Consider the following 23,043-nt stretch of genomic DNA (forward strand, 5'->3'; position numbering starts at 1 on the left):
GCCGCGCCCGCCGTGGCCGCCTGCCGTTGGAAGCCGGGGCGCGACACGAGAACTGACGTGGTGACCATGATGTCGACGCTAGAGCGACGGCACCGTCCCGGCATCGGAGAAATCACCCATCCGGTGTGGGTGAATCATGGGTAGTACTACCCACGATCAGTTGTTCGGAAGGACCGCCCCGGTCGCGGCGTCGACGTCGACGTCGTAGTCCCAGCCCTTCGCGTCGCGGATATGGATGTGCCACACCGCCACTCCATCGCGTTGCTGTTGCTCCGAGTTCGCGACCGTGCCGCCCGGGACCGTCGCGACTGCGATCTGCTCCGCCTGCTGCTGGGTCACCGCCCCGGCGGCCGGAGCGGGTGCGGGTGTCGCGGTGGTTTCCTGGTTTTGATCGTCGGGGACGATCGCACCGGTCGTCGCGTCGACGTTCACGTCGTAGTCCCAGCCCTTGGCGTCACGGATGTGGACGTGCCACACCGCCTTTCCGTCCCGGAGCTGTTGCTCCGAGTTCGACACCGTGCCGCCCGGGACCGTCGCGACAGCGATCTGCTCCGCCTGTTCCTTGGAGATCGCGGCTGCCGCAGCTGTTCCGGTGGACGACGTCGACATGGCGGACGCCGTGGTCGTGGCGGCCGTTGCCGCACTGGTGGTGGACGACGTGTCGCCGCTGTCGGAGCCGCATCCGCCGAGCAGCAGCGCGGACACCGCCACGATCGGAATCAAGCTCGCGCATCGCACACTTCTGGTGGTCATGGTGGCTCCTCGATCGCTCGACGGCGTCAAATCTGCCAGTCAGAATACGGGAGCCACAACCGACCTCGCGGTAGTTTTCACCGGTTCTCGACCCGAGTCAGACCGTCACCACGCCCGGCAGGACCGCCGCCCGAAACTGCGACGCGCCAGCACGAGCCAGACGATGGGCAGGAAGACGAGCGGGGGGACGCGGACCAGTGCGACCCACAGGATGGCCGCGAGGACGGCCACCACGAACACCAGGGCTCGCAGTGCCGCCGCCTCCCGTCGCGGATCGCGCCGCCGGACGGGCTCTGGCTCGGAGGTGAAGTGCTGCTTGTCCGGAAGGTCCGCGAAGAGGGGCACCAGATCGGCCGCGGTCTTGGCGAGGTACGCCTCGCGCACCCGCGCGTCGAACTCGTCGGTGTCGAGCCGTCCGGCAGCGAAGTGTTCGGCGAGTGCCGCCGCGGCTTGCTCTCGTTCCAGGGTTCCGATGCGGACCCCACCAGGAACGGGTGGCTGTGGATGACTGATGTCGCTCATGTCGTCGCCTCATACCCGGTTGTAACACTGTAATCCTAGCCACAGTGTAGGCCTTCTACTGCTGGTCGCGCCCGTGCAAACCGTCGCGGCGCTGTTCCTCCGCTCGTTCCCGGCACCGCCGCACGAACTCGGTTTCCTCGGGGTCGGCGGGTAGCCGGTCGTTCGGGTTCTTCTGCGGCCGCCCGGCGACGAGCCACAGCACCGAGCCGACGAGCGGAAGCAGCAGCACGATCACCAGCCAGCCCTCTTTCGAGAGGTTCCGGAACTGGTCGTCGTCGGTGGTGACGGCATCGGCGAAGCACAGGACCCACAACACGAATGCGAGCAACGCGATGTACAGCATCGCCGTTCTCCTTGCCTGGCGCGCCCGAACACACAGTGCGCCCAACTCCATCGAACAACTGCTGCGGCGCCGTCGCAACAGTGAACCGCGGCTACAGCCAGCGGCCCAGACGCACCAGCGATTCCCGGACCTCGGCGGTGGATCCGGCGAAGGACAGCCGAACGGTCCGGTCGCCGTGCACGGTGTCGAAATCGATACCGGGGGCCAGCGCCAGACCGGTGTCCTGCAAGAGCCGCGAGCACCATTCCGTCGACGTCGCGCCGTGGGATCCGCCCAGCAGGTGCCCGATGTCGGCGTACACGTAGAACGCGCCGTCGGCGGGTGCGAGGTCGGTGATGCCCAGCTCCGGGAGTCCGGTGAGCAGCAGTTCCCGGTTGACGGCGTAGCGCTGCACGTGGCCGTCGAGTTCGACCCTCGATTCCTCGGTGAACGCGGCGATCGCCGCATACTGCGAGATGGCCGGCGGGCACACCGTCATGTTCGAGGCCAGGCGCTGCAACGGTCGTCGCAGCCCCTCGGGAACCAGCATCCAGCCCAGCCGCCAGCCCGTCATCGAAAAATACTTCGACACCGATCCGACGACGACGGATTCGCGGGACGTCTCCCACGAACTCGTCATGGCCTGCTCGCCGTATCCGATGCCGTGGTAGATCTCGTCGGAGATCAGCAGGGTGCCGTGGTCGTCGCACCAGCGGGCGAGGGCGGCCAGTTCGCCGGGGTCGATGACGGTGCCCGTGGGGTTGGCGGGGCTCGCGACGATCAGTCCGGCCGGCGGCTCGGCCAGAGCGTCGAGCATCGCCACCGTCGGCTGGAACCGGGTGTCGGCGCCGCAGTCGATCTCGATGACGTTGCAGCCGAGCGCGGCGAGCGTGTTCCGGTACGCGGGGTAGCCGGGGCGGGCGACCACGACGGTGTCGCCGATGTCGAAGGCGGCGAGGAACAGCAGTGTGAACGCGCCCGAGGAACCGGTGGTCACGACGACGTCCTCGGCGTCGACGTCGATGCCGGACTTGGCGGAGTGGTATCCGGCGATCGCCTCGCGCAGCGGCAGGATCCCGAACGTCTCCGTGTAGCCGAGCAGATGCCCGTCGAGCACCTCCCGCGTCGCGCGGAGAACCGGCTGTGGGGCCGGCGTGGACGGCTGCCCGGCCGCGAGCGTCAGCACGTCACCGTGCGTGCGCTGGCGTTCGGTGGCCGCCTTCCACACGTCCATCACATGGAAGGTCTGGATGTTGGATCGCTGAGATTCGGGACGCACCCCTTGACGCTAGCGTGATGCGCTCACTTCCCTGCCAACGCGTCCCGCTGCGACTCGACCGTCTCCCGGATGGCACCCACCACCGCGGCGACCTCGGGGCGGCGCAGCGACTCGGCCCGCGCGACGAGCCAGTACGCCAGCTCGGCCTCGACCTGTCCGGGCAGCACGCGCACGAGGTCGTCGTGGCGGTCGGCCATGAAGCAGGGCAGGAGCCCGATGCCCGCCGACGCCCGGGTGGCCTCGACATGCACGAACACGTTCGTCGACGTCACCGATTCGCGCATCGACACGGTGAGTCGCCGCGCGAGGTCGAGTTCGTCGACCTGCAGCATCGAATCGATGAAGTAAACGAGTGAATGGTCGGCGAGATCCCCCACCTGTCGCGGTGTGCCGTGCTCGGCCAGGTACGACCGCGCGCCGTACAGCCCGAGGGTGTAGTCGGCGAGCCACAGTGCCTCGGCGCGATGCACCTGGGGTTTGCCGACCACGATTTCGATGTCGAGTCCGGAGCGATGCTGCGACGCCCGGCGCGTGATCGCGACGATCTCCACGGACACCTCGGGGTGCCTGCTGCGGATCAGTGCGCCTGCGGGCGCCGCGATGTAGGCGCTGAACCCGTCGGTCGCCGAGACGCGGACGACGCCCTTCAGGTGGTCGGCACCGCCGGGTTCGGCGATGAGTCCGTGGACCGCGGCCTCCACGCGTTCGGCCGCGGTCAGTGCCTGCCGCCCGAGGTCGGTGAGTTCCCACCCGCCGGCGGCCTTCACGAGAACCCGGCCGCCGAGGCTTTTCTCCAGACTCGCTATCCGGCGCGAGATGGTGGTGTGGTTGACCCCGAGGTCGTCGGCGGCGGTATTGAAGCGGCCGGTCCGCCCCACCGCCAGCAGGACGAGCAGGTCGTCGGCGCTGGGCATCGCTGTTCCGGACGTCATTTCTGCATATTTGCACATGCCGACTGCAGGTTGCGTCATTGTGTGCGCACAAATATGCATCAATACTCGGCAGGACCAATGAACTGTGTCCCCAGTCACAACGGGGTACGGAGTGTAACGAGGAGCGACAGATGAGCGTCGGCGAAACCGCGCACGTGAAGGAAGCCCCGCCGTCCGGGCTGAAGAAGGTGGTCGGCGCATCCATGGCCGGCACCGTCGTCGAGTGGTACGAGTTCTTCCTCTATGGGACAGCGGCGACGCTGGTGTTCAGCAAGGTCTTCTTCGCGGCGGGAGACAACGAACTCGACGCGATCATCGCGGCGTTCGTGACGTACGCCGTGGGCTTCGTCGCCCGGCCTCTCGGCGGCATCGTGTTCGGCCACTTCGGCGACAAGTTCGGCCGCAAGCAACTGCTCCAGTTCAGCCTTCTCCTCGTCGGTGCGGCCACGTTCCTGATGGGCTGCCTGCCCACCTACGGCCAGATCGGCTACTGGGCTCCCGCCCTGCTCGTCACGCTCCGCTTCATCCAGGGATTCGCCGTCGGCGGCGAATGGGGTGGCGCGGTGCTGCTGGTGGCCGAGCACAGCCCGAATCGCTCCCGCGGTTTCTGGGCGTCGTGGCCGCAGGCCGGAGTGCCGGCGGGCAACCTCGGCGCGACCGTGGTCCTGCTGATCCTCACGACGACGCTGTCCGACGAGTCCTTCCTCAGCTGGGGCTGGCGCGTCGCGTTCTGGCTGTCGGCCGTCATCGTCCTCGTCGGTTACTACATCCGCACGAAGGTGACGGACGCCCCGATCTTCATCCAGGCGCAGAAGGAAGCGGAGCACGTCAAGGAGACGTCGTTCAGCGTCTTCGAGGTGCTCAAGCGCTACCCGCGCGGCGTGCTGACGGCGATGGGCCTGCGTTTCGGAGAGAACGTCATGTACTACCTGGTGGTCACGTTCTCGATCACCTACCTCAAGGTGGTGGTCCACACGGACACCGCGCAGATCCTCTGGTGGATGCTGATCGCGCACGCCGTGCACTTCGCGGTGATCCCGCTGGTCGGGCGGCTCTCGGACACGATCGGCCGCCGTCCCGTCTACATGATCGGCGCGCTGACCGCTGGCACCTGGGGCTTCTTCGCGTTCCCGATGATGAACAGCGGGCACAACGCCGTCATCCTCGGCGCGATCATCATCGGCCTGGTGTTCCACGCGTTCATGTACGCCGGTCAGCCGGCGATCATGGCCGAGATGTTCCCCACCCGCATGCGGTACTCGGGTGTCTCCCTCGGCTACCAGGTGACGTCGATCGTGGCCGGTTCGCTGGCGCCGATCATCGCGGCCAGCCTGCTGAGCAAGTACCACTCGTCCGTTCCGATCGCGGTCTACCTGGCGATCACCTGCCTCATCACCGTCGTCGCCGTCATCGTCGCCCGGGAGACCAAGGGCATCTCGCTCGAATCTATCGACGCGGCGGACGCGCGGATCCTCGCCGACGAGAAGGCGGGAACCTCCGCATGACGGTACTGAATCTGGCCGGGCGCACAGCCCTCGTCACCGGCGGCGCCAGCGGCATCGGCGCGGCCTGCGCCCGGACGCTGGCGGCTCGCGGCGCACGCGTCACCGTCGCCGACCTCGACGAGATCGCCGCCAAGACGCTGGCCGACGAGATCGACGGCACCGCGTGGCACGTCGACCTCCTCGACACCGACCAGCTCACCGAACTGCGCCTCGAGACCGACATCCTCGTCAACAACGCCGGTATCCAGACCATCAGCCCGCTCGAGGAGTTCCGCCCCGAGGACTTCCGGCGCATCCAGAAGCTGATGGTCGAGGCGCCGTTCCTGCTGATTCGCGCGGCCCTGCCCCACATGTACGACGCGGGGTTCGGACGCATCATCAACGTGTCGTCCGTCCACGGACTCCGCGCGTCGCCGTTCAAGGCCGCGTACGTCACCGCCAAGCACGGCCTCGAGGGACTGTCGAAGGTGACGGCGCTGGAGGGCGGACCGCACGGCGTCACCAGCAACTGCGTCAACCCCGGCTACGTGCTGACACCGCTCGTACAGAAGCAGATCGCGGATCAGGCCCAGGTGCACGGCATCAGCGAGGCCGACGTGATCGAGAAGGTGATGCTCACCGAGAGCGCGATCAAGCGGCTCGTGGAACCGTCGGAGGTGGCATCGCTGGTCGGGTGGATCGCATCCGACGACGCCGGCATGGTGACCGGCGCGTCCTACACCATCGACGGAGGCTGGACCGCCCGATAACGCGGTGACGAAACAGTGTGCGCCCCCTGGATACTTCAGGGGGCGCACACTGTTTGATGCTTCGATCTCAGGGAAGGGCGATGCGGCCCTCGACGGCCGCGAGGCCGATGTCCTTGCGGAAGTGGCTTCCCGGCAGCTTCACCGCGGAGATCTTGGCGTATGCGTCCGCACGGGCCTCGCTCAGGTCCGCCCCGACCCCGACGACGCTCAGCACTCGGCCGCCGGCGGAGACCACCTGGCCCTCGACGAGCTTGGTGCCCGCATGCAGGACGCCGTCGCTGTCGGCGCCGGTGATCACATCACCGGTCCGTGGCGTGGCCGGGTAGTGCTCGGCCGCGACCACGACGGTCACCGCCGAGCCGTCCTGCCATTCGAGCGGCGCCACCTGATCGAGCGTTCCGGTGGCCGCCGCGTTCAGCAGTTCGCCGAGCGGGCTCTTCAGCAGCGCGAGCACGGCCTGGGTCTCGGGGTCGCCGAACCGGCAGTTGAACTCGACGACGGCCGGCCCGTCCTTGCCGATCGCGAGCCCCGCGTAGAGCAGCCCACTGAAGGCACTGCCCCGGGCCACCAGCTCGGCCGCGACCGGCTTCACTACGTCGTCGACGATCTGCGTGACGGTCTGCTCGGGCAGCCACGGCAGCGGCGTGTAGGCGCCCATGCCGCCGGTGTTGGGACCGGTGTCGCCGTCACCGACGCGCTTGTGGTCCTGCGCGGGCAGCAGCGGAACCACGGTCTCGCCGTCGACGACGCAGAACAGCGACACCTCGGGACCGTCGAGGAAGGATTCGAGCAGGACGGGGTGACCGTTCTCGAGCAGTTCGGCCGCGTGGTCGCGGGCGGCGTCCCGGTCGGTGGTGACCACGACACCCTTGCCCGCCGCCAGGCCGTCGTCCTTGACCACCCAGTTGGGGCCGAAGCGGTCCAGTGCCTCGTCCAGCTTGGCGGGCGAGTCGACGATCTCGCTGTGGGCGGTCTTCACACCGGCGGCGGCCATGACGTCCTTGGCGAACGCCTTGGAACCCTCGATGCGGGCGGCGTCGGCGGACGGACCGAAGCAGGCAATACCCGCCGCACGGACGGCGTCCGCGACACCCAGCACCAGGGGAACCTCGGGTCCCACCACGACGAGGTCGGCGTCGAGCTTCTTCGCGAGGGCTGCCACCGCCTCCCCCGAGGCGATGTCGACGGCATGCTGCTCGGCGATCTTGCCGATCCCGGCATTGCCGGGCGCACACATCAGGGCACTGACACCCGGATCGCGAGCGAGGGCGAGAAGGAGGGCATGTTCACGGGCTCCGGAGCCGATAACGAGTACGCGCACGGGTGTCAGCCTACGGGCCCCGCATGGGCACCGCCCCCGTGAGTACTTCTTAACCGCCCACGGTTAACAAGTACTCACGGGTGCGGTGTGGTCCGCGGCAGCGAGGCCGAAGACCAGGGCAGGCGCTATGCCGCCCGCATACGCCCGGTTGTAGAGTCCGCCGGTGTCCGAACCGGCGGCGAACAGGCCGCTGATCGTGCCGCCCGCCGCGTCGAGGACGCGGCCGTGCTCGTCGATGCGGATGCCGTGGAACGGGAAGGTCAGAGCCGGGCATGCCTCGACGAGGTAGTACGGACCCTCGTCGAGCGGCGCCGGGTCGAAGCGACGCGGGGGCTGCCCGTCCGTACCGGACGCATGAAGAGACCGGATCTGATTCGCGATGGCGGCGCCGTCGTAGCCCCACTCCTCGGGAAGGTAGGCGAACTCGTCCAGGTTCTCGGCGATTCCGCACCGCCCACCCCGGCGCTGCGCGAGGTCGAACTTGTCGAGTGCGGCGGCGCCTTCGACGTAGCTGCCGGTGATCCATTCGCGGTAGACCCGCGCGTCGGCGACGAGCAATCCCCGCGACTCGGGCTGTTCGAGCAGGTCCATCGTCGTCAGATGGTCCCCGACCGTCTCGTCCGTGAACCGCCGGTTGTCGAGGTTGAACAGCAGCGCATGCTCGCTGTAATAGAGCGACAGCGCCACGAAATCGGACGGGTCGCGAAAGCGCACACCGGTCGGTACGAGGTGGCCGTAGAAGCCGGACCGATCCGTTCCGGTCGCTGCGCCGACGGATTCGGCCAGGCGTAGTCCGTCACCCGCACTGGCGGGATTGGAACGCAGTTGCATCTCGGATGCCGCGGGGTGGATGTGCGCGGCGGCCAATGCGGAATTCGCCTGGAAACCCCCGGTCGCGAGAATGGTTGCTTGGGCCCTTATTTCACATTCCGTGCCGTCCGAGAGCCGCACACGGGCACCGACGACGCCACCGTCCGACGTGAGCAGCGCGAGGGTCTCCGCGCTCGAGTGCAGTTCACCGCCGTGACTCCGGATTCGCCGGCGACACTCGTCGATGTAGTGATTCGTGTCGAACTGATGGCCGGTTCCGTAGCGGAGAACGGTCACCGCGTCCGCGCAGTCGACGCCGAGCGACCGGATCCAGTCGATCCCGTCGGAAAAACCGTCGACGAGCGCCCGGCGCAGGACCGGGTCACCGTCCGGGTTGACCTCGTCCATGACCTCGTGCGACGGCGCGGTCCACGCATATCCGGCGAATTGGGCGGACCCGCCGATCGCCGCGGACTTCTCGACGACGACGACCGATCGGCCGCGGGTCGCCGCCCGCGCTGCCGCAGTCAACCCGGCCATTCCGGCACCGATGACGAGTACGTCGGTTTCGATTTCTGGCATCTGGTGTTCCTCATCCCGTTCGACCGAGCACTGGCACTACTCGCATCACCGTAGCCCCTCAACTGAAGTCAGTTCAAGAGTTTTGCCGACAGGTCCACACCTAGGAGAAATCGGTCGCGATGTGATTGCCGACACAGCATTTCCTCTATACCATCCATTGAACTGAACTCGATTCAAGGAGCGGATGTGCGGAAAATTCTTCTCACCGTCGGCGTGGTCCTCGCCACGACGTTGACAGCCTGCGGGACGCAAGCCGGCGACGGCGACCCGGGCGGGCCGATCAAACTCGGCGCATGGCTTCCCCTTTCGGGGCCGCAGGCTTCGGGAGGACTCCCTCAGGAAGCCGGTACCCAGGCATTCTTCGACCAGCTCAACGCCGCAGGAGGGATAAACGGCCGGCCCGTCGAGTGGACTCCCGTCGACAACGCCTTCGATCCGCAGCAGACGATTCAGGTGGCGCGACAGCTCGTCTCACGCGACAAGGTCGTCGCCATCGTCGGCGCGAACGGCACGGCCACCACGGAGGCAACGTTCCCGTTCGTCCTCGAACAGAACAAGATCCCCATCTTCGGGACCTACGGCGGCTCCGCCGCCTGGTACGACCCGCCGAGGGATGGCCTGTTCGGCAGCCAGACGCTCTACGAGAACCAGGCGCGCGCCGCCGCGCAATGGGCTCTCGACGAGGGTGCGAAGAAGGTCACGATCATCCGCAACGATCCCGCCGCGTTCGTGAACGTGGGCGCGGTCGCGACCGCCGAACTCGAGAAGGCCGGGGCTCAGGTTTCGACGGTCGAGGTCAAGCTCGGGACCACGGACTACAGCCCGTTCGTGTCCCAGATCCGTTCGTCTGCACCCGATGCGGTCCTGACGATCCTGCCGATCCAGGAGGCCGCGGCCTACCTCAACGAGATGGCTCTGCAGGGTGTCAAGATCCCCAGCTACGGCTACTCCCCCACGGTCGGTAACAGCCTGCTCGACCTCGCGGGTGCGAACGCGGAAGGGTTCCGCGCCGTGTCGCTGACGCTGCCGCCCACCGCCGACAATCCGGAGGTCGAGGAGTACCGGCAGGCGCTCGCGAAGTACAAGCCGGGAGAGAAGCCCGACTTCTACTCGCTGGCAACGTATGGCTCGGCGAAAGCGTTCGCTCAGGTTCTCGCCGGCATCGACGGCGACATCACGTCGAAATCCGTCACCGACGCGATCACCACGAGTGGCACACTCGACACCGGCGTGATGCCTCCTCTCACGTTCGGCTCCGACGAGCACCTCGGCACCGACAGTGTGGTCCGGGTCCAGGTCGAGGGCGGCAAGTTCGTCCCCATCGGAGACTTCGTGTCACCGCAATAGCACGACGAAAAACGCATCCAGGTCGGACAGCCCGACCTGGATGCGTTTTTCGTTGTCGAAGGCGAGCAGTCAGGCGGTGAAGCGCCCACGGTTGCTGAGGAGCACCGCACCCACCACGTTCTTGGCCTGTTCCGACGCGAGGAACAGCACGTTGTCCGCGATCTCGTCCGGAGTCGCATAGGGCACCGGCGTGTTGTTGACCCACTGCACTTTCAGTTCTTCCGGTGTGCGAGCAGCCATGCCGGTCTCCGTGGGCCCGGGAGCAACGAGGTTGAGCCGGATACCGAAGGCCACCACCTCCTTGGCGACGGCCTGACAGAACGCATGGACGGCGGCTTTCGATGCCGCATAGTGCGGGTATCCGATCAGGGTGTCGAACGCCGACGACGACCCGATCACCACGATCGCGCCGCCTTTGGGCTTCATCGCCCGCACCGCGGAGCGAACCACGTGAAACGTGCCGTCCAGATTGACCGACATCACGCGGCGCCACTGCGCGTCGGTGAGATTCGCGGTCAGGTCGATCGGCGTGCCTGCGGCAGCGGCGTCCGTGATGATCTTCTTGGAATCCGGGTCGTCCACGCCGGCAGCGTGGACGACGACGTCGAGCCGACCCTCGGCGGCGAGAACTTCCGCGATGACGGCGTCGACGGCCTCCGGGTCGGACACGTCGACGCCTCGCGCGATCGTCGCCGGGTCGTCGCGGTGCTTCCGGCCCACATTCCCGGCCGCGATGTCGGCCACGTAGACGCGGGCAGCTCCCTCGCCGACGAGCTGCGCGACCACGGCCGCCCCGATTCCCGATCCGCCGCCGGTGACCAGGGCGATCGCGCCCTCGAACCTGCCCTGTCCTGCCGTCCGAGACATAGTCATCTTCTCCGTACTCCCCTTTCTCCGTGCCCGATCGAGGTCGGGACAAATTCAGTGCAGTTCACCGGTGGGCGCTGGGATGTCCGTACCGAAGTACGCTGCCTCGGCGGTCCGAGCGAATTCCGGCGTGCCGCTGTTGCCGCGTGCGACAACCTCACCCTGACGCAGAACGACGACCTCGCTGCAGGATTCGAGCGCGCGCGCGAGCGACTGGTCGAGCAGGATGGTCGTGATGCCGCGGCGTGCCAGCGCATTGACCTGCGAATAGACCTCGTCGACCATCGCCGGGGACAACCCCAGTGCGGGTTCGTCGAGGATCAGAACGTCGGGGTCGGCCATCAGCGCCCGGGCGATGGCGACGAGTTGCTGTTCGCCGCCGGACAACGAGCCGGCCGGTATATCCATGCGGGTGCGGACGCGTTCGGGGAGCCCCTGGCGCAGCTCTTCGAGCCGAGTTCGCAAGGTGCGACCGGAGATTCCTGCGGCATACGCCGCGACCTCCAGGTTCTCCCGCACCGACAGGGTGCGGAACAACGCTCGCCCCTCGGGAACGAGGCTGAGGCGCAGTGCGTCCGTGCCGGTGACCGCGCGGGTGCCGCCGGTCGATGGCAGGTCGCCGTGCAGGATCCGCCCCAGAGTGCTCTTGCCGGCGCCGTTCGCGCCCACGATGCCGAGAATTCCGCCCGCATGCACGTCGAGATCGATACCGGACAATGCCTGCACACCCGCGTAGTGGTGCTCGATCCCCCGCACGGAGATCAACGGAGTCGACGCCCGGTCGATCTCGGGTGCGATCAACGTCGTGTCGATGTTTCCGAGATAGGAGTCTCGGACCTGACGGTTCTGCAGGACGGTGTCCGGGGTTCCGTCGGCGATCAGTTCGCCGAAGTCGAACGCCACCACCCGGTCTGCGACGGAGAACAGGTCGTCGAGGACGTGGTCGATGATGACCACGGACGTGCCGGAACCCGAGAGTCGCCGGATGTGGCCGGCGAGGGTGTGCCGTTCCTCCGCGTCGAGGCCACCGAACGGTTCGTCGAGCACCATCAACCGCGGGTTGTCGGCCAGCGCCGCGATCGCACGGGCCAGATCGACCCGCTTCTGCAGCCCGAACGGCAGTTCGTCGGGGAGTCGGTGCACGTGGTCGGACAACCCGACACTCGACAGGACCCGCACCGCACTGTCGCGGTCGGCGCGGCGCCCCCAACGGTTGACGACGCTGACGTTTTCGAGCACGGTCAGTTCCGCGAAGAGTTCGGCATGTTGAAAGGTCCGTCCCAGGCCGAGCGAGCGTCGACGAGTCGCGCGCACCCCGTGCAGAGGCCTGCCACCGAGTTCCATCGTCCCCACTACTTCACCGCCACCGATCAGTCCGCAGAGGGCGTTGACGAACGTCGTCTTGCCTGCGCCGTTGGGCCCGATGATCGCGAGCACCTCACCGGCACCCACGCGGAGGTCGATGTCGTGCACGGCCTGGAGGCCGCCGAATCGAACACCGAGCGCCTCCGTCTTCAGCACGGGCGCCGCGGCGTCATCGTCCGGCGTGTTCGTTCCCGAGTCCGCCGTGTCGAGAAGGCCAGGAGGGGATGTGGGCACGGCGGGGCGCCCGAGCGCACGCGCGGCAGGGACGAACCGGTGCAGCAGTTTCCCGGCCGTCGGGACGATGCCGTCTGCGAGGAACAGCAGGGTGAGAATGAGGACACCCCCGATCAGGTACGGCTGGTCGATCGACAGCGACGACGACAACGTCGGCGCGGATGCGAGGAACGCCCCACCGAGGACGGCGCCGATCACGCTGCCGGTCCCGCCGAGGACGGTCGCGGCAATCAGGTTGACCGCGAACACCATCGAAAAGCCCTCCGGGCTGATGAAGCCCGACAGCAAGGCCAGAAGTACACCCGCCAGGCCCGCGACACCCGCACTGATCGCGAACCCGAGGCTCGATTGCAGTTCGGGGGCGATACCGATCGACCTGCCTGCCAGGGGGTGTGTCTTGGCCGCAACCATGCGCATGCGAATGGTCGTGCGGCGCATGAACACCGACACCGCGATGGCGAGGCCGAGAACTCCGACGGCGAGGTAGGTCACTTCGTCGGACGACGGAACGAGGTCGCCGAAGGTGTCGACCGGCACGCCCTGGTCGCCGCCCGTCACGCTCTTCCACGCACCGATGATCTCGAGCGTCACCAACGTGAACGCCAACGTCAGGAGCGCGACATACAGCACGGAGAAGCGGGAACCGGCGAAACCGAGGAAGCCTCCCAGCGCTGCGCACAATACAACGGCGACAACGGACGTGAAGGCCAGTCCCCAACCGTGACTGCTGCCGTATGCCGTCGCATACGCGCCGATCGCGACCATTGCGGGATGCCCGATCGACCAGATACCCGTCCACCCCGCCAGGAGTGAGATGGACAGGACGATCAGTCCGTACACCGCGGCAAGGCCGACCGTGTAGATCTGGTAGCCCGGCACGAGTCCGGCAGAGAGCACCGCAATCGTCAGGATCGCTGCGGCCGGTCCGCCGAGAAGTTGCCCGGCGCTGTAGAGCCGCTGCGCCGGGCGTCCTGCACCCCGGCCCGAGATGTCCTGTGTGATCATGGATATCAGACCCTCTCGAAGGTTTGGCGACCGAAGATGCCCTGGGGACGGACGAGCAGTACGAGCACCGCCACGCAGAAGACGAACGTGTCGCGGAAACTGGCGGAGATGTAGGCCGCCGCGAGGTTGTCCAGCACACCGATGACGAGCCCACCGATGACCGCGCCGTACATGCTCGTCAGACCGCCCAGGAGGATGCCGGCGAACGCCCGGAACAACACGGGGGCGAGGATCACCGGTGACACCCCGGTCTTCGGGGCGTACAGGAAGACTCCCAGCACCGCCAGCGCCATGCCGAGAGCCCATGCGATCCGCGCAACCTTGTGCGCGTTGATGCCCATGATCTCCGCGGTCTCGGCCGATTCCGCGACCGCACGCATCGCCGATCCGACCGGGGTGCGCGTGAACAGATATGCGACGGCCGACACGGCCAGCGCTGCGAGCAGAATCGTCGCCAGGTCCTGCAGCATCAGATTCGAGTTGCCGATCGAGATCGTGCCGTCGATGAGTTGCGGGAATCGTCGCGGTTGCTCTCCCCAGTACTGGCCGATCAGATGCTCGACGATGATCGAGAGCCCCATCGTGACGACGAGCGCGGCGAACAGTTTCCCTTGCCCGAGCGGGCGGATCAGCGCTTCCCGCACCACGACCCCGCTGAGGGTGCCGAAGGCCACCGCGACGATCAGGGCGACGACGATGCCCGCGCCGGCCCCGTACGCACTGAGGGCAACGTAGATGGCGAGGGTCGACAGTGACGCCATGGCGAAATTCATGACGTCGGTGGATCGGAAGATGATGACCAATCCGAGTCCGATGAGACCGTACACGGCACCATTGGCGATGCCGGTGGTCAAAGTGATGAACAACTGGTCCACGATGCCTCCGAGGGGCGGCCGGAATTCAAATTGAGTTGACTTCAGTTCAAGAAACTTAGATGACCGCGGGTGTGAGCGCAACCACACCCTGCACCCCCCTGTGAGTACTTGTTAACCGCGGGCGGTTAACAAGTACTCACAGGCCGCGGAGCGGCCCTCGGCGACGGCATGGGCGACCTTGCGCGGCACGAGCGCGTCGCCGATGACGTGCACGCGTGCGCTGCGAGGCGCGAGCTGCGACCAGTCGATCGAGCGCCGCTCTCCCGCCACGACGATGCGGTCGGCGTCGAGCCGCGACCGCTCCCCCGACAGGGTGTTCTCGAACTCGACCGAACCGTCGGAGACCGCGACGAGCGACGACAGCACACGGACGTCGACCGGCGCACCCGACAGCCGGCGCAGGTACTGGACCCGACCTTCGGCGGGGAGACCCGACGCGAAGGCCGCGGCCGGCGTCAGGACCGTGACCCGGCGGGCGGCGGCGGCCAGAGCGGCCTCGACCGAACTCGCCGCGGGCCAGAGCCCGAATCCGTCGTCGATCACGACGACGTGTCCGGCGCCGCGCAATGCCGCCCCTCCCCCGGCCAGCGCCTGCGACGACAGCAGCGTGTTCGTTCCTTCCGCTTCGGGCGGAAGCATTTCCGCGGCGCCGACGGCCAGGACCACCTCGTCGAAGTCCTCCAGTTCCGCGGCGCTCACCGTGTGGCCCAGACGGACCGCGACCCCCGGCATGTTGGTGGAGTAGTAGTCGAGGAGGCGACGCCAGCCGCTGCGGTGGGGCGCGTCCGCCGCTGTCGCGAGCTGGCCGCCGATCCGCTCGCGCTGTTCGAAGAGCGTGACGTCATGGCCGGATCCGAGCCGCATCGCACACTCGAGCCCGGCCGGGCCCGCACCGACGACGGCGATCCGCCGCCGGTCCCTCGACGAGCGTGTCGGGCCCAACGTCGAGCGTGTCGGGCCCAGCGTCAGCGGGTGTGCCGGACGCGCGGAATGCCCGGGCGGCGCGAGTTCGGGATTGACCGAGCACAGCAGGACCGGGTCGAAGGCCCGGCAGTCCTCGTTGCACGACACACACGGCCGGACCGAGGCTTCCCGGCCGGTCAGTATCTTCCTCGGGAATTGCGGGTCCGCGATCAGCGGTCGGGCCACGCCGACGAGGTCGGCTCCCGAGCGGAGCGCGGTGTCGATGGACGCACCCGTGCGGAACGCCTGTGACACCAGCAGCGGTGCCGCCGCGGAGGCGCGCAACCGGCCGACCGCATCGAGGAGCGGTGGGTCGGTGACGGCCATGTCGCGAACGTAGGTGGTGCGTACGCCGACGGTGACGTTCACGTAGTCGAAGCCCGAGAGGTGTGGCAGCACCTCGCAGAGCCCGTCCAAGCTCAGGCCGGCCTCGTCGTCGCCTTCCGTGGAGACGCGCACACCCAGGACGATTCCGGGGCAGGCGTCACGGACCGCCGACGCGATGCGGTCGAGAATCCGCACCCGCCGGGACACCGTCGCGGCGTCGCGGCCGACATTGGTGATCGGCGAGAGGAATTGCGCCAGCAGATACCCGTGGGCCGCGTGCAGTTCGACGACCGGGAATCCGGCGGACCACGCGTGGACGGCGGACACGCGAAAGGCGTCGACGATCTCGTCGACGTCGGAGGCCGAGAGGACGCGAGGCCGCGTCGGTTCACGCGGCGAGCGGACCGCGGACGGCGCGACGGGATGGCTCCACAGCTCGGCACCGAGCGTCTCGCGCCCGAGGTGCACCAGCTGGCAGGCCGCGACGGCTCCCTCCTCGGTGATCGCCCGCGCCCGGGCCTCCAGGCCGGCGAGGACCTCGGGACGCCAGGCCTCGGTGATGTTGCCGTTGCGGTTGGTCGAACCGGGTGACACCACGGTGCCGCCGACGATGAGCATCGCGGCACCGCCGGCCGCGCAGCGCCGCCAGTAGTCGTCGTCGCCGCGTGCGGGGATGCCACCGGCGACGGCTCCCGAGGCGTGCGGCGTCCCGACGAGGCGGTTTGCCAGCTGTAGCGAGCCGATCTGCAGCGGCTGCGCTGCGCGTGGTGTCGTCATACCGATTCCCCTAACTGAACTGGATTCACTTCACGCTAGCAGGTGATTGACATCACACGGGCACTTCTTTAGATTCAAACTGATATCAGTTCAATTTAGCGAGGAGCAACATGTCGTTCGTTCTCGTCCACGGCGCAGGAATGGGCGCCTCCTGCTGGGAGCCACTCCTCCCCCTACTCGAACAGGACACTCTCGCAATCGATCTCCCGGGACGGGGACGACGGCGCTCCGTCGACCCGCGGTCCGTCACCCTCGACGACTGCGCCGCCGCCGTCATCGACGACGTGGAGGCGGCCGGCCTCGAGGACGTCGTCCTCGTCGCACACTCCTTCGGGGGCGTGACGGCCCCGCGGGTCATGCAGGCACTCGCACCCCGACTACGGCACGTCGTCTACCTCTCCGCCGTCGTCCCGCCCGACGGCACGCGGGTGATCGACCAGATCGACCCGGACGTCCGCACCGCCGTGGAAGCGTCGATAGAAGACGGTGTGTACCGCCAGGATCCGACGGGCGCCGCCGCGATGCTCTGCAACGACATGGACGCCGAGCAGACGGGCTGGACGATCGATCAGCTCGTCGACGACTGCGGCGCGCTCCTCACCGAGTCCGTCGATCTGTCCGGTCTCCGCGCCGACATACCCCGTACATACGTACGTTTGACCAAGGACGCCTGCTATCCACCGGAACTGCAGGAGAGATCGGCGGCCGTCGTCGGCGGCGACACCGTCTTTCTCGAATCCGGCCACATGGCCATGGTCACGATTCCCGATCGCGTTGCTGCACTGCTCCACGCTCTCGCGTCGTAGGCCCCGTTCGACTCCCCGATCCATTACCGAACACCCAGGTTCGCACTCGCCGAACCGATTCCGGAAGGACTTTCCTGCCATGAGAAGAGTGCCGATCAAGCTGATGACCGTCGCGGTGGTCGCAGCTTTCGCCTCCGCCGCCTGCGGTTCCAGCGGTTCCGGCGTCAACCAACCCGTGTCGGGCACATGGGACGACGTCGTCGCGGCCGCCAAGGGCGAAGGCAGCGTGCTGCTGTACTCGAGCCAGAACCCCGCCAATCTCGAGGCCCTCAAAGTGGCGTTCGAGCAGGAGTACCCCGAGATCTCGCTCGAGTACGTCCGCGGAACCGACGCCGACATCAACCCGAAGGTCGAGGTCGAGAATCAGACGAAACGCGGCACGGCCGACGTCCACATGCTCACCGACGCCGCCTGGATCGAGACGGCCGCGGAGTCGGGAACCTACTCGACGGATCTCGTCGGACCGGCTTTCGATGCGCCGGAGTACGAACCACAGAAGAGCATCATTTCCGACAAGTTCTTCCTGACGAGCGCGGCGGTGTTTTCCCTCGGCTGGAACACGACAGCGCTGCCCGGCGGTCTGCAGAAGCCGTCAGACCTTCTCGATCCGGCACTGAAGGGCAAGATCGGCATCGTCAACCCGTCGGGCATTGCCTCCTACGTCGACTTCTACCGATTCTTCGAGAAGAACTTCGGAGCCGATTACCTGCAGAAGCTCGCCGACCTGAAACCGCGCATCTACCCGAGCGCGCTGGGCGTCGCTCAGGCCCTGACCTCCGGTGAAATCGTCGCCACCCCGGTGGTACAGCCACTGGTGCGCGAGAAGGAATCCGGTGCACCGGTCGACTGGGCGCTGCCCTCACCGCCGTGGGGAACGCCCTGGTTCACGCACACCCTCTCCGCGGCGCCGCACCCGAACGCGGCTCAGGTACTGGCGAATTTCATGGTGACCCCGGCCGGCCAGAAGGCATTGTCGCTCGGCTACGCGAGCGCCCTCCCCGGCATCGAGGGTGCCGTCGCGCGCGCCCAGGACATCGCACTGCCCAACCCGTCCGACCTGACCCCCGAATCGCTCACCGAATATCAGTCCGGCTGGGAAAAGCGGTTCATCCAGTGACGACGCCCGACGCGCGACTGCGTGGCACCTGCGCTCTCGTCACCGGTGCGGCACGAGGGATCGGCGCCGCGACCGCGGAACTCTTCCACGCCCACGGGGCGACCGTGTACCTGTGCGACGTCGACGACGAGCTGGGCACGGAGGTCGCCGCGAAACTCGGTGAAAATGCCCATTATCGGCATCTGGACGTGACCGAGGAAGCTGACTGGTCCAACGTCACCACCGAGATGGCGGACCACGGGCACCCGTTGCGGGTTCTCGTCAACTCCGCGGGCGCCGCCTCCAAATCGTCGATCATGCAGACCTCGCTCGCCGAGTTGCGACGCATGATCGACCTCAATCTGGTGGGCACGTTTCTCGGACTGCAGGCCGCGGGCGCCGCGATGACCACCGGCGGATCGGTCGTCAACCTGTCTTCGCTGCGCGGCGTCCTCGCCACCGCCGAACTCGGCGCGTACGGCGCGTCGAAGTTCGGCGTTCGCGCCCTGACACGCGTTGCGGCACTGGAGTTCGCCGAATCGAACATCCGGGTCAACGCGGTCTGCCCGGGCAGCATCGACACGGCGATCACCGCCGGCGCCGATTTCGCGAACGACGACATGGACGCGTACGTGAAAAGCATTCCGTTGCAACGCCGCGGTCTGCCGCGCGAGGTGGCGAAGGCGATCCTGTTCCTCGCGAGCGACGACAGCAGCTACGTCACCGGCACCGATCTGATGATCGACGGTGGAACCTCCGCGGGCGCCCGGACTCCGAAGCGCTCATCACCGTGACCGGGACCCTTGCAGGCCGTTCACACCCCAGCTATCGTCAAATGAACTGAATTCACTTTATTTTCCAACCAACCACTCGCAACCAAGCAGGTGCCAGGTGACATCGCAATTCCGGGTTTCCAACCTGACCAAGACCTTCGGGTCCAACACCATCGTCGATCAACTCGACCTCGACATCGAGGACGGTGAATTCCTCGTTCTGCTCGGCCCCAGCGGTTGCGGGAAAACGACCACGCTGCGCTGTATCGCCGGCCTCGAGACCCCCGAGGGCGGGTCGATCACGTTCAAGGACCACACCGTCTTCGACGCGTCGGCCCGGATCAATGTTCCGGCCTACAAGCGCAATATCGGCATGGTCTTCCAGTCCTACGCGTTGTGGCCCAACATGACGGTGCGCGAGAACATCCGATACCCGCTGAAGGTACGACGGATGAAGAGCGCCATCGCCGCCGGCCAGGTCGAGACCGCAGCGGGGATGGTGGATTGTGGCGCCCTGCTCGACCGCTACCCCTCCCAGCTCAGCGGCGGGCAGCAGCAGCGTGTGGCGGTGGCACGCGGTCTGGCCGCACAACCCGATCTGGTGCTGTTCGACGAACCGCTGAGCAATCTCGATGCACGACTGCGCGATCAGGTCCGCTCCCAGATTCACCAACTCCACCAACGTCTGGGCTTCACCGCCGTCTTCGTCACCCATGATCAGGCCGAGGCGTTTGCGCTCGGCGACCGGCTCGCCATCATGAAGGCGGGCAAGATCGAGCAGTACGACACCCCGGAGCGGGTGTACGAGACCCCCTCGTCCGACTACGTCGCCGCGTTCATCGGCATGGCGAATCGACTCGAACTCGTTCGGCGACACGAGGGGTGGACGACGCGAGCGGGCACTCCGGTCGATCTCGATGCGGCCGGCGTCCGCGGCGGACATATCGGCGGCGACGCCGCACTGGGCAGAATGCGTCCCGACGACCTCTCGCTCCATCGATCGCTCGACGAGGTTGTTCCGGGCGACGTCGGTCTCACCGGCGAACTCGTCACCTCGGAGTACGGGGGGCGCTACTTCGACGTGACGGTCGACGCCGGAGGTGAGCGGTTGTACCTACGCGCGGACGCCGGACGGCACGGGACCTGGCTGCGTGGCGCCACCACGGGATCTCCGCTGGTGGTCAGCTTCTCCCCCAGCGCACTGCGGGTGTTCCCGCATCCCGACGGGCACGTCGATCTGCAGGTACCCGAGCTCGCCACCGCCACAGCTCGATCGGAGGCGTGATGGCTACGGTTGCCCTGAACCGCGGCGTGCGTCCGCTCGTCGTCAGTGCGGTGTGGCGAACCCGGATCGGGTACGGCGCGCTGATGGTGGTCCTCGCGTACCTCATCGTGCTCCCCCTCTTCCGGCTGCAGTCGCTGGCGTTCGAGGACGGCGCCCGCGGGTATCAGGCCCAGTACGGGCGGTACGACATAGCGCAGACCATCCGGACGACTATCGCCCTCGCCGTCACGTCACTCGCCATCGCCATGGTGTTGGGGACGGTGCTCGCGTTCGCGGCCACCAGGCTGCCCCGCCGGCTGAGCTTTCTCCGGATCGTCCCCATCCTGCCCATCGTGATGCCCGCGGTCGCCAACGTCGTCGGCTGGGCGTTCCTCCTCTCCCCGGGTCCCGGATACCTGAACGCACTCCTGCGGAAGCTCCCCTGGTGGAACACCGTGGACTCCGGACCGATCGATGTCTACAGCACCCCGTGGATCATCATTCTCACCGGTTTCGGACTCACCTCGTTCGTCTACCTCTTCGTCAGCGCGGGAATGCAGAACATCAGTTCCGAGCACCTCGAGGCAGCGCAGATCAGCGGTTCGTCGACGCTCGGGGTGTTCTTCCGCGTGGTCCTTCCCCTGCTGCGCCCCTCCCTGGTGTACGGCGGCGGAATTGCGCTGCTCCTCGGATTGGGCCAGTTCACCGGACCGCTCCTGCTGGGCCAGAACACCGGCGTGAAAGTGCTCACCACCGAAATGTATCGCCGGGTGTCGGAGTCGCCGGCAGACTTCGCGGCGGCAGCGGCGGCGGGTTCACCGCTCGTCATCTTCGGTGTCGTCGTCGTGCTCGCGCAGAAGATGCTGCTCGGCAATCAGTCGCGCTTCGTCACGCACGGGGGAAAGGCGTTCGCACCGAACACCGGTCGCTCGGCCTGGGCCGCGGTGACGATCTCCGTCTATGCGTTTCTCGCGCTCGTCGTCCCGCTGATCGGACTCGCGATCGTGGCCCTGTCTCCGTACTGGTCGGAAACACTGTCCTGGAATCTGTTCACGCTCGACAACTTCCGGGCACTGTTCCAGACGGCGAGCATCGTCGACTCGGTGTCCACGAGCCTTCTCACCTCCGTCGTGGCGGTCGTGATCTGCGTGCCGATCGGCTACCTCACCGCCACGCTGCTCGTGCGCGGTCGCCGACACCGGGTACTGGGCACCATCGGTGACGTCATCACTGCTCTGCCCCTGGGCATTCCCGCGGTGATCTTCGGCGTCGGGTTCCTGCTGACCTACACCCAGCCGCCGCTGATCCTGTACGGCACCAAAGCGGTCATCATCCTCGTCTACGTCGTGCTGATGGTGCCCTTCTCCACCCGAATGCAGATGACGGCGATGCTCTCCCTCGGGGAGACCTACGCCGAGGCGTCGGCGACCAGCGGTGCGAGCCCGTTCGTCACCAACATCCGGGTGATCCTGCCTCTCATGCGGCCGACCGTGCTCAGTGCCGTCGCCCTGATGTTCATCCTGCTGACCCACGAATTCGCCGCCTCACTGCTCGTGCGAGCCGCCACGACACAGGTGATGGGTACGCTGCTTTTCGACCTGTGGGAGAACGGTTCCTACCCGCTGGTGGCTGCGATGGCGCTGCTCATGACGGCGGTGACCAGCATCGGTGTCGTCATCGCGATGCTGGTCGGCGGCCGGAACGTGTTGAGCAATCTGTGATGTCGCGAAGACCTGTCAGATCCGAACGAAGAACGAGGAGTCAAGATGACTGTCGGCCCTGACCGACTCAGAGACAAGGTCGTCGTGGTGACGGGTGCGACCGGCGGCATCGGCGTCGAGATAGTCCGCCGACTCGCCGACGAGGGCGCTCACGTCGTCGCGACCGATCTCGACGAATCTGCCTGCCACGACCTGCTGCGCACCCTCGCCCAGCCCGAGCGACATGCCGCACATGCCCTCGACGTCGCCTCCGAGGAACAGTGGGAGGCGGTCGTCGCCGCAACCGAGTCGACGTTCGGCGCACTCCACGCCCTGGTCAACAACGCCGCCATCGGCAGCGTCGCCACCGCCGAGGACGAAACCCGTGCACAATGGGATCGCGTGATCGAGATCGGCCAGACCGGCACGTGGCTCGGCATGAAACATGGCGGTCCCCTCATCGCGCGCAGCGGCGGTGGTTCGATCGTGAACATGTGCTCGATCCTGGGCACCGTGGGCGGTCTGGGAAACAGCGTCGCCTACGCGGCCGCGAAAGGCGCCGTCCGCACGATGACCAAGAACGCCGCCCTGCACTGGGCGAAAGCGGGCGTGCGGGTCAATTCGCTGCACCCGGGGTTCATCGGCACTGCCCCCCTGCTCGAGCGCTGGGAAGGGAGCGAGCGTCATCGCGAGATGCTCGCCGGGACGCCGATGGGACGGCTCGGGCGCGGTGAGGAGATCGCGGCCGCGGTGGCCTTCCTCGCCGGCGACGACTCCAGCTTCGTCACCGGTTCGGAGATCTACGCCGACGGCGGGTGGACGGCGGCCTGAGCCGGGCACACGAACATGGCCTCCGCGCAATGCGGAGG

The 23,043-nt window shown here is 67.2% G+C and carries 20 protein-coding genes; 9 read left to right on the forward strand and 11 right to left on the reverse strand.

Annotated elements, in window-relative coordinates; all coding sequences use genetic code 11:
* Positions 1 to 156: 156 nt before the first annotated feature.
* The 5 genes from ACFTWF_RS14260 to ACFTWF_RS14280 all read right to left on the reverse strand — a co-directional run bounded on the left by ACFTWF_RS14260 (position 157) and on the right by ACFTWF_RS14280 (position 3,808).
* Positions 157 to 753 carry a PepSY domain-containing protein gene (locus ACFTWF_RS14260; protein WP_378461859.1) on the reverse strand — a complete coding sequence of 199 codons (597 nt, stop codon included), beginning with the start codon at positions 751 to 753 and terminating at the stop codon, positions 157 to 159.
* Positions 754 to 858: 105 nt separating this feature from the next.
* The gene (locus tag ACFTWF_RS14265) at positions 859 to 1,275 is read right to left on the reverse strand and encodes a DUF1707 domain-containing protein (protein WP_378461860.1); all 417 of its coding nucleotides are present in this window, start codon (positions 1,273 to 1,275) and stop codon (positions 859 to 861) included.
* Positions 1,276 to 1,330: 55 nt separating this feature from the next.
* Positions 1,331 to 1,618 (reverse strand): PLDc N-terminal domain-containing protein, encoded by a 288-nt coding sequence (locus ACFTWF_RS14270; RefSeq protein WP_378461861.1) that lies wholly within the window; start codon positions 1,616 to 1,618, stop codon positions 1,331 to 1,333.
* 91 nt (positions 1,619 to 1,709) lie between these two features.
* Positions 1,710 to 2,876, reverse strand: a complete 1,167-nt coding sequence (locus ACFTWF_RS14275) for a pyridoxal phosphate-dependent aminotransferase (RefSeq protein WP_378461862.1) — start codon at positions 2,874 to 2,876, stop codon at positions 1,710 to 1,712.
* A 23-nt stretch (positions 2,877 to 2,899) separates the two neighbouring features.
* Positions 2,900 to 3,808, reverse strand: a complete 909-nt coding sequence (locus ACFTWF_RS14280) for a LysR family transcriptional regulator (protein WP_378461863.1) — start codon at positions 3,806 to 3,808, stop codon at positions 2,900 to 2,902.
* Between the two features lie 131 nt (positions 3,809 to 3,939).
* Here ACFTWF_RS14280 and ACFTWF_RS14285 point away from each other — a divergent pair, with 131 nt between their 5' ends.
* Positions 3,940 to 5,313, forward strand: coding sequence for an MFS transporter (locus tag ACFTWF_RS14285; protein ID WP_378461864.1), 1,374 nt, complete (start codon positions 3,940 to 3,942; stop codon positions 5,311 to 5,313).
* Positions 5,310 to 6,062, forward strand: a complete 753-nt coding sequence (locus tag ACFTWF_RS14290; RefSeq protein WP_378461865.1) for a 3-hydroxybutyrate dehydrogenase — start codon at positions 5,310 to 5,312, stop codon at positions 6,060 to 6,062. The genes ACFTWF_RS14285 and ACFTWF_RS14290 overlap by 4 nt, the downstream gene beginning before the upstream one ends.
* Before the next feature lie 67 nt (positions 6,063 to 6,129).
* Here the strand turns inward: ACFTWF_RS14290 and purD are convergent, their stop codons facing one another.
* Both purD and ACFTWF_RS14300 read right to left on the reverse strand, forming a co-directional pair.
* Positions 6,130 to 7,383, reverse strand: coding sequence for a phosphoribosylamine--glycine ligase (gene purD / locus ACFTWF_RS14295; RefSeq protein WP_378461866.1), 1,254 nt, complete (start codon positions 7,381 to 7,383; stop codon positions 6,130 to 6,132).
* 63 nt (positions 7,384 to 7,446) lie between these two features.
* On the reverse strand, positions 7,447 to 8,775 hold the full coding sequence (locus ACFTWF_RS14300; protein WP_378461867.1) for an FAD-dependent oxidoreductase: 1,329 nt from the start codon (positions 8,773 to 8,775) through the stop codon (positions 7,447 to 7,449).
* A gap of 186 nt (positions 8,776 to 8,961) precedes the next feature.
* Here ACFTWF_RS14300 and ACFTWF_RS14305 point away from each other — a divergent pair, with 186 nt between their 5' ends.
* Positions 8,962 to 10,122: an ABC transporter substrate-binding protein gene (locus tag ACFTWF_RS14305; protein WP_378461868.1), complete on the forward strand. Its 1,161-nt coding sequence runs from the start codon at positions 8,962 to 8,964 to the stop codon at positions 10,120 to 10,122.
* A 69-nt stretch (positions 10,123 to 10,191) separates the two neighbouring features.
* On the opposite strand, the gene ACFTWF_RS14310 is transcribed toward ACFTWF_RS14305, so the two are convergent.
* The 4 genes from ACFTWF_RS14310 to ACFTWF_RS14325 all read right to left on the reverse strand — a co-directional run bounded on the left by ACFTWF_RS14310 (position 10,192) and on the right by ACFTWF_RS14325 (position 16,535).
* Entirely contained in the window at positions 10,192 to 10,989 is a 798-nt protein-coding gene (locus ACFTWF_RS14310; protein ID WP_378461869.1) for an SDR family NAD(P)-dependent oxidoreductase, read from the reverse strand.
* Between the two features lie 54 nt (positions 10,990 to 11,043).
* Positions 11,044 to 13,593 (reverse strand): ATP-binding cassette domain-containing protein, encoded by a 2,550-nt coding sequence (locus ACFTWF_RS14315; RefSeq protein ID WP_378461870.1) that lies wholly within the window; start codon positions 13,591 to 13,593, stop codon positions 11,044 to 11,046.
* A 5-nt stretch (positions 13,594 to 13,598) separates the two neighbouring features.
* A complete protein-coding gene (locus tag ACFTWF_RS14320; protein ID WP_378461871.1) occupies positions 13,599 to 14,468 on the reverse strand; it encodes a branched-chain amino acid ABC transporter permease in 870 nt (289 codons plus the stop codon).
* 111 nt (positions 14,469 to 14,579) lie between these two features.
* Complete coding sequence (locus ACFTWF_RS14325) at positions 14,580 to 16,535, reverse strand: FAD-dependent oxidoreductase (RefSeq protein ID WP_378461872.1); 1,956 nt, start codon at positions 16,533 to 16,535, stop codon at positions 14,580 to 14,582.
* Between the two features lie 110 nt (positions 16,536 to 16,645).
* On the opposite strand from ACFTWF_RS14325, the gene ACFTWF_RS14330 reads away from it, so the two are divergent.
* The 6 genes from ACFTWF_RS14330 to ACFTWF_RS14355 all read left to right on the forward strand — a co-directional run bounded on the left by ACFTWF_RS14330 (position 16,646) and on the right by ACFTWF_RS14355 (position 23,005).
* A complete protein-coding gene (locus tag ACFTWF_RS14330; protein ID WP_378461873.1) occupies positions 16,646 to 17,341 on the forward strand; it encodes an alpha/beta fold hydrolase in 696 nt (231 codons plus the stop codon).
* A gap of 79 nt (positions 17,342 to 17,420) precedes the next feature.
* A complete protein-coding gene (locus ACFTWF_RS14335; protein WP_378461874.1) occupies positions 17,421 to 18,458 on the forward strand; it encodes an ABC transporter substrate-binding protein in 1,038 nt (345 codons plus the stop codon).
* Positions 18,455 to 19,231: an SDR family NAD(P)-dependent oxidoreductase gene (locus ACFTWF_RS14340; protein ID WP_378461875.1), complete on the forward strand. Its 777-nt coding sequence runs from the start codon at positions 18,455 to 18,457 to the stop codon at positions 19,229 to 19,231. Before ACFTWF_RS14335 ends, ACFTWF_RS14340 begins: the two co-directional genes overlap by 4 nt.
* A gap of 97 nt (positions 19,232 to 19,328) precedes the next feature.
* The gene (locus ACFTWF_RS14345; RefSeq protein WP_378461876.1) at positions 19,329 to 20,495 is read left to right on the forward strand and encodes an ABC transporter ATP-binding protein; all 1,167 of its coding nucleotides are present in this window, start codon (positions 19,329 to 19,331) and stop codon (positions 20,493 to 20,495) included.
* Complete coding sequence (locus ACFTWF_RS14350; RefSeq protein ID WP_378461877.1) at positions 20,495 to 22,195, forward strand: ABC transporter permease; 1,701 nt, start codon at positions 20,495 to 20,497, stop codon at positions 22,193 to 22,195. Before ACFTWF_RS14345 ends, ACFTWF_RS14350 begins: the two co-directional genes overlap by 1 nt.
* A 45-nt stretch (positions 22,196 to 22,240) precedes the next feature.
* Positions 22,241 to 23,005 (forward strand): SDR family NAD(P)-dependent oxidoreductase, encoded by a 765-nt coding sequence (locus tag ACFTWF_RS14355; protein WP_378461878.1) that lies wholly within the window; start codon positions 22,241 to 22,243, stop codon positions 23,003 to 23,005.
* The last annotated feature ends 38 nt before the right edge of the window (positions 23,006 to 23,043 follow it).

The organism is Rhodococcus sp. NPDC056960 (assembly GCF_042674125.1).
In the GTDB taxonomy this organism is placed as follows: Bacteria; Actinomycetota; Actinomycetes; order Mycobacteriales; family Mycobacteriaceae; genus Rhodococcus_F.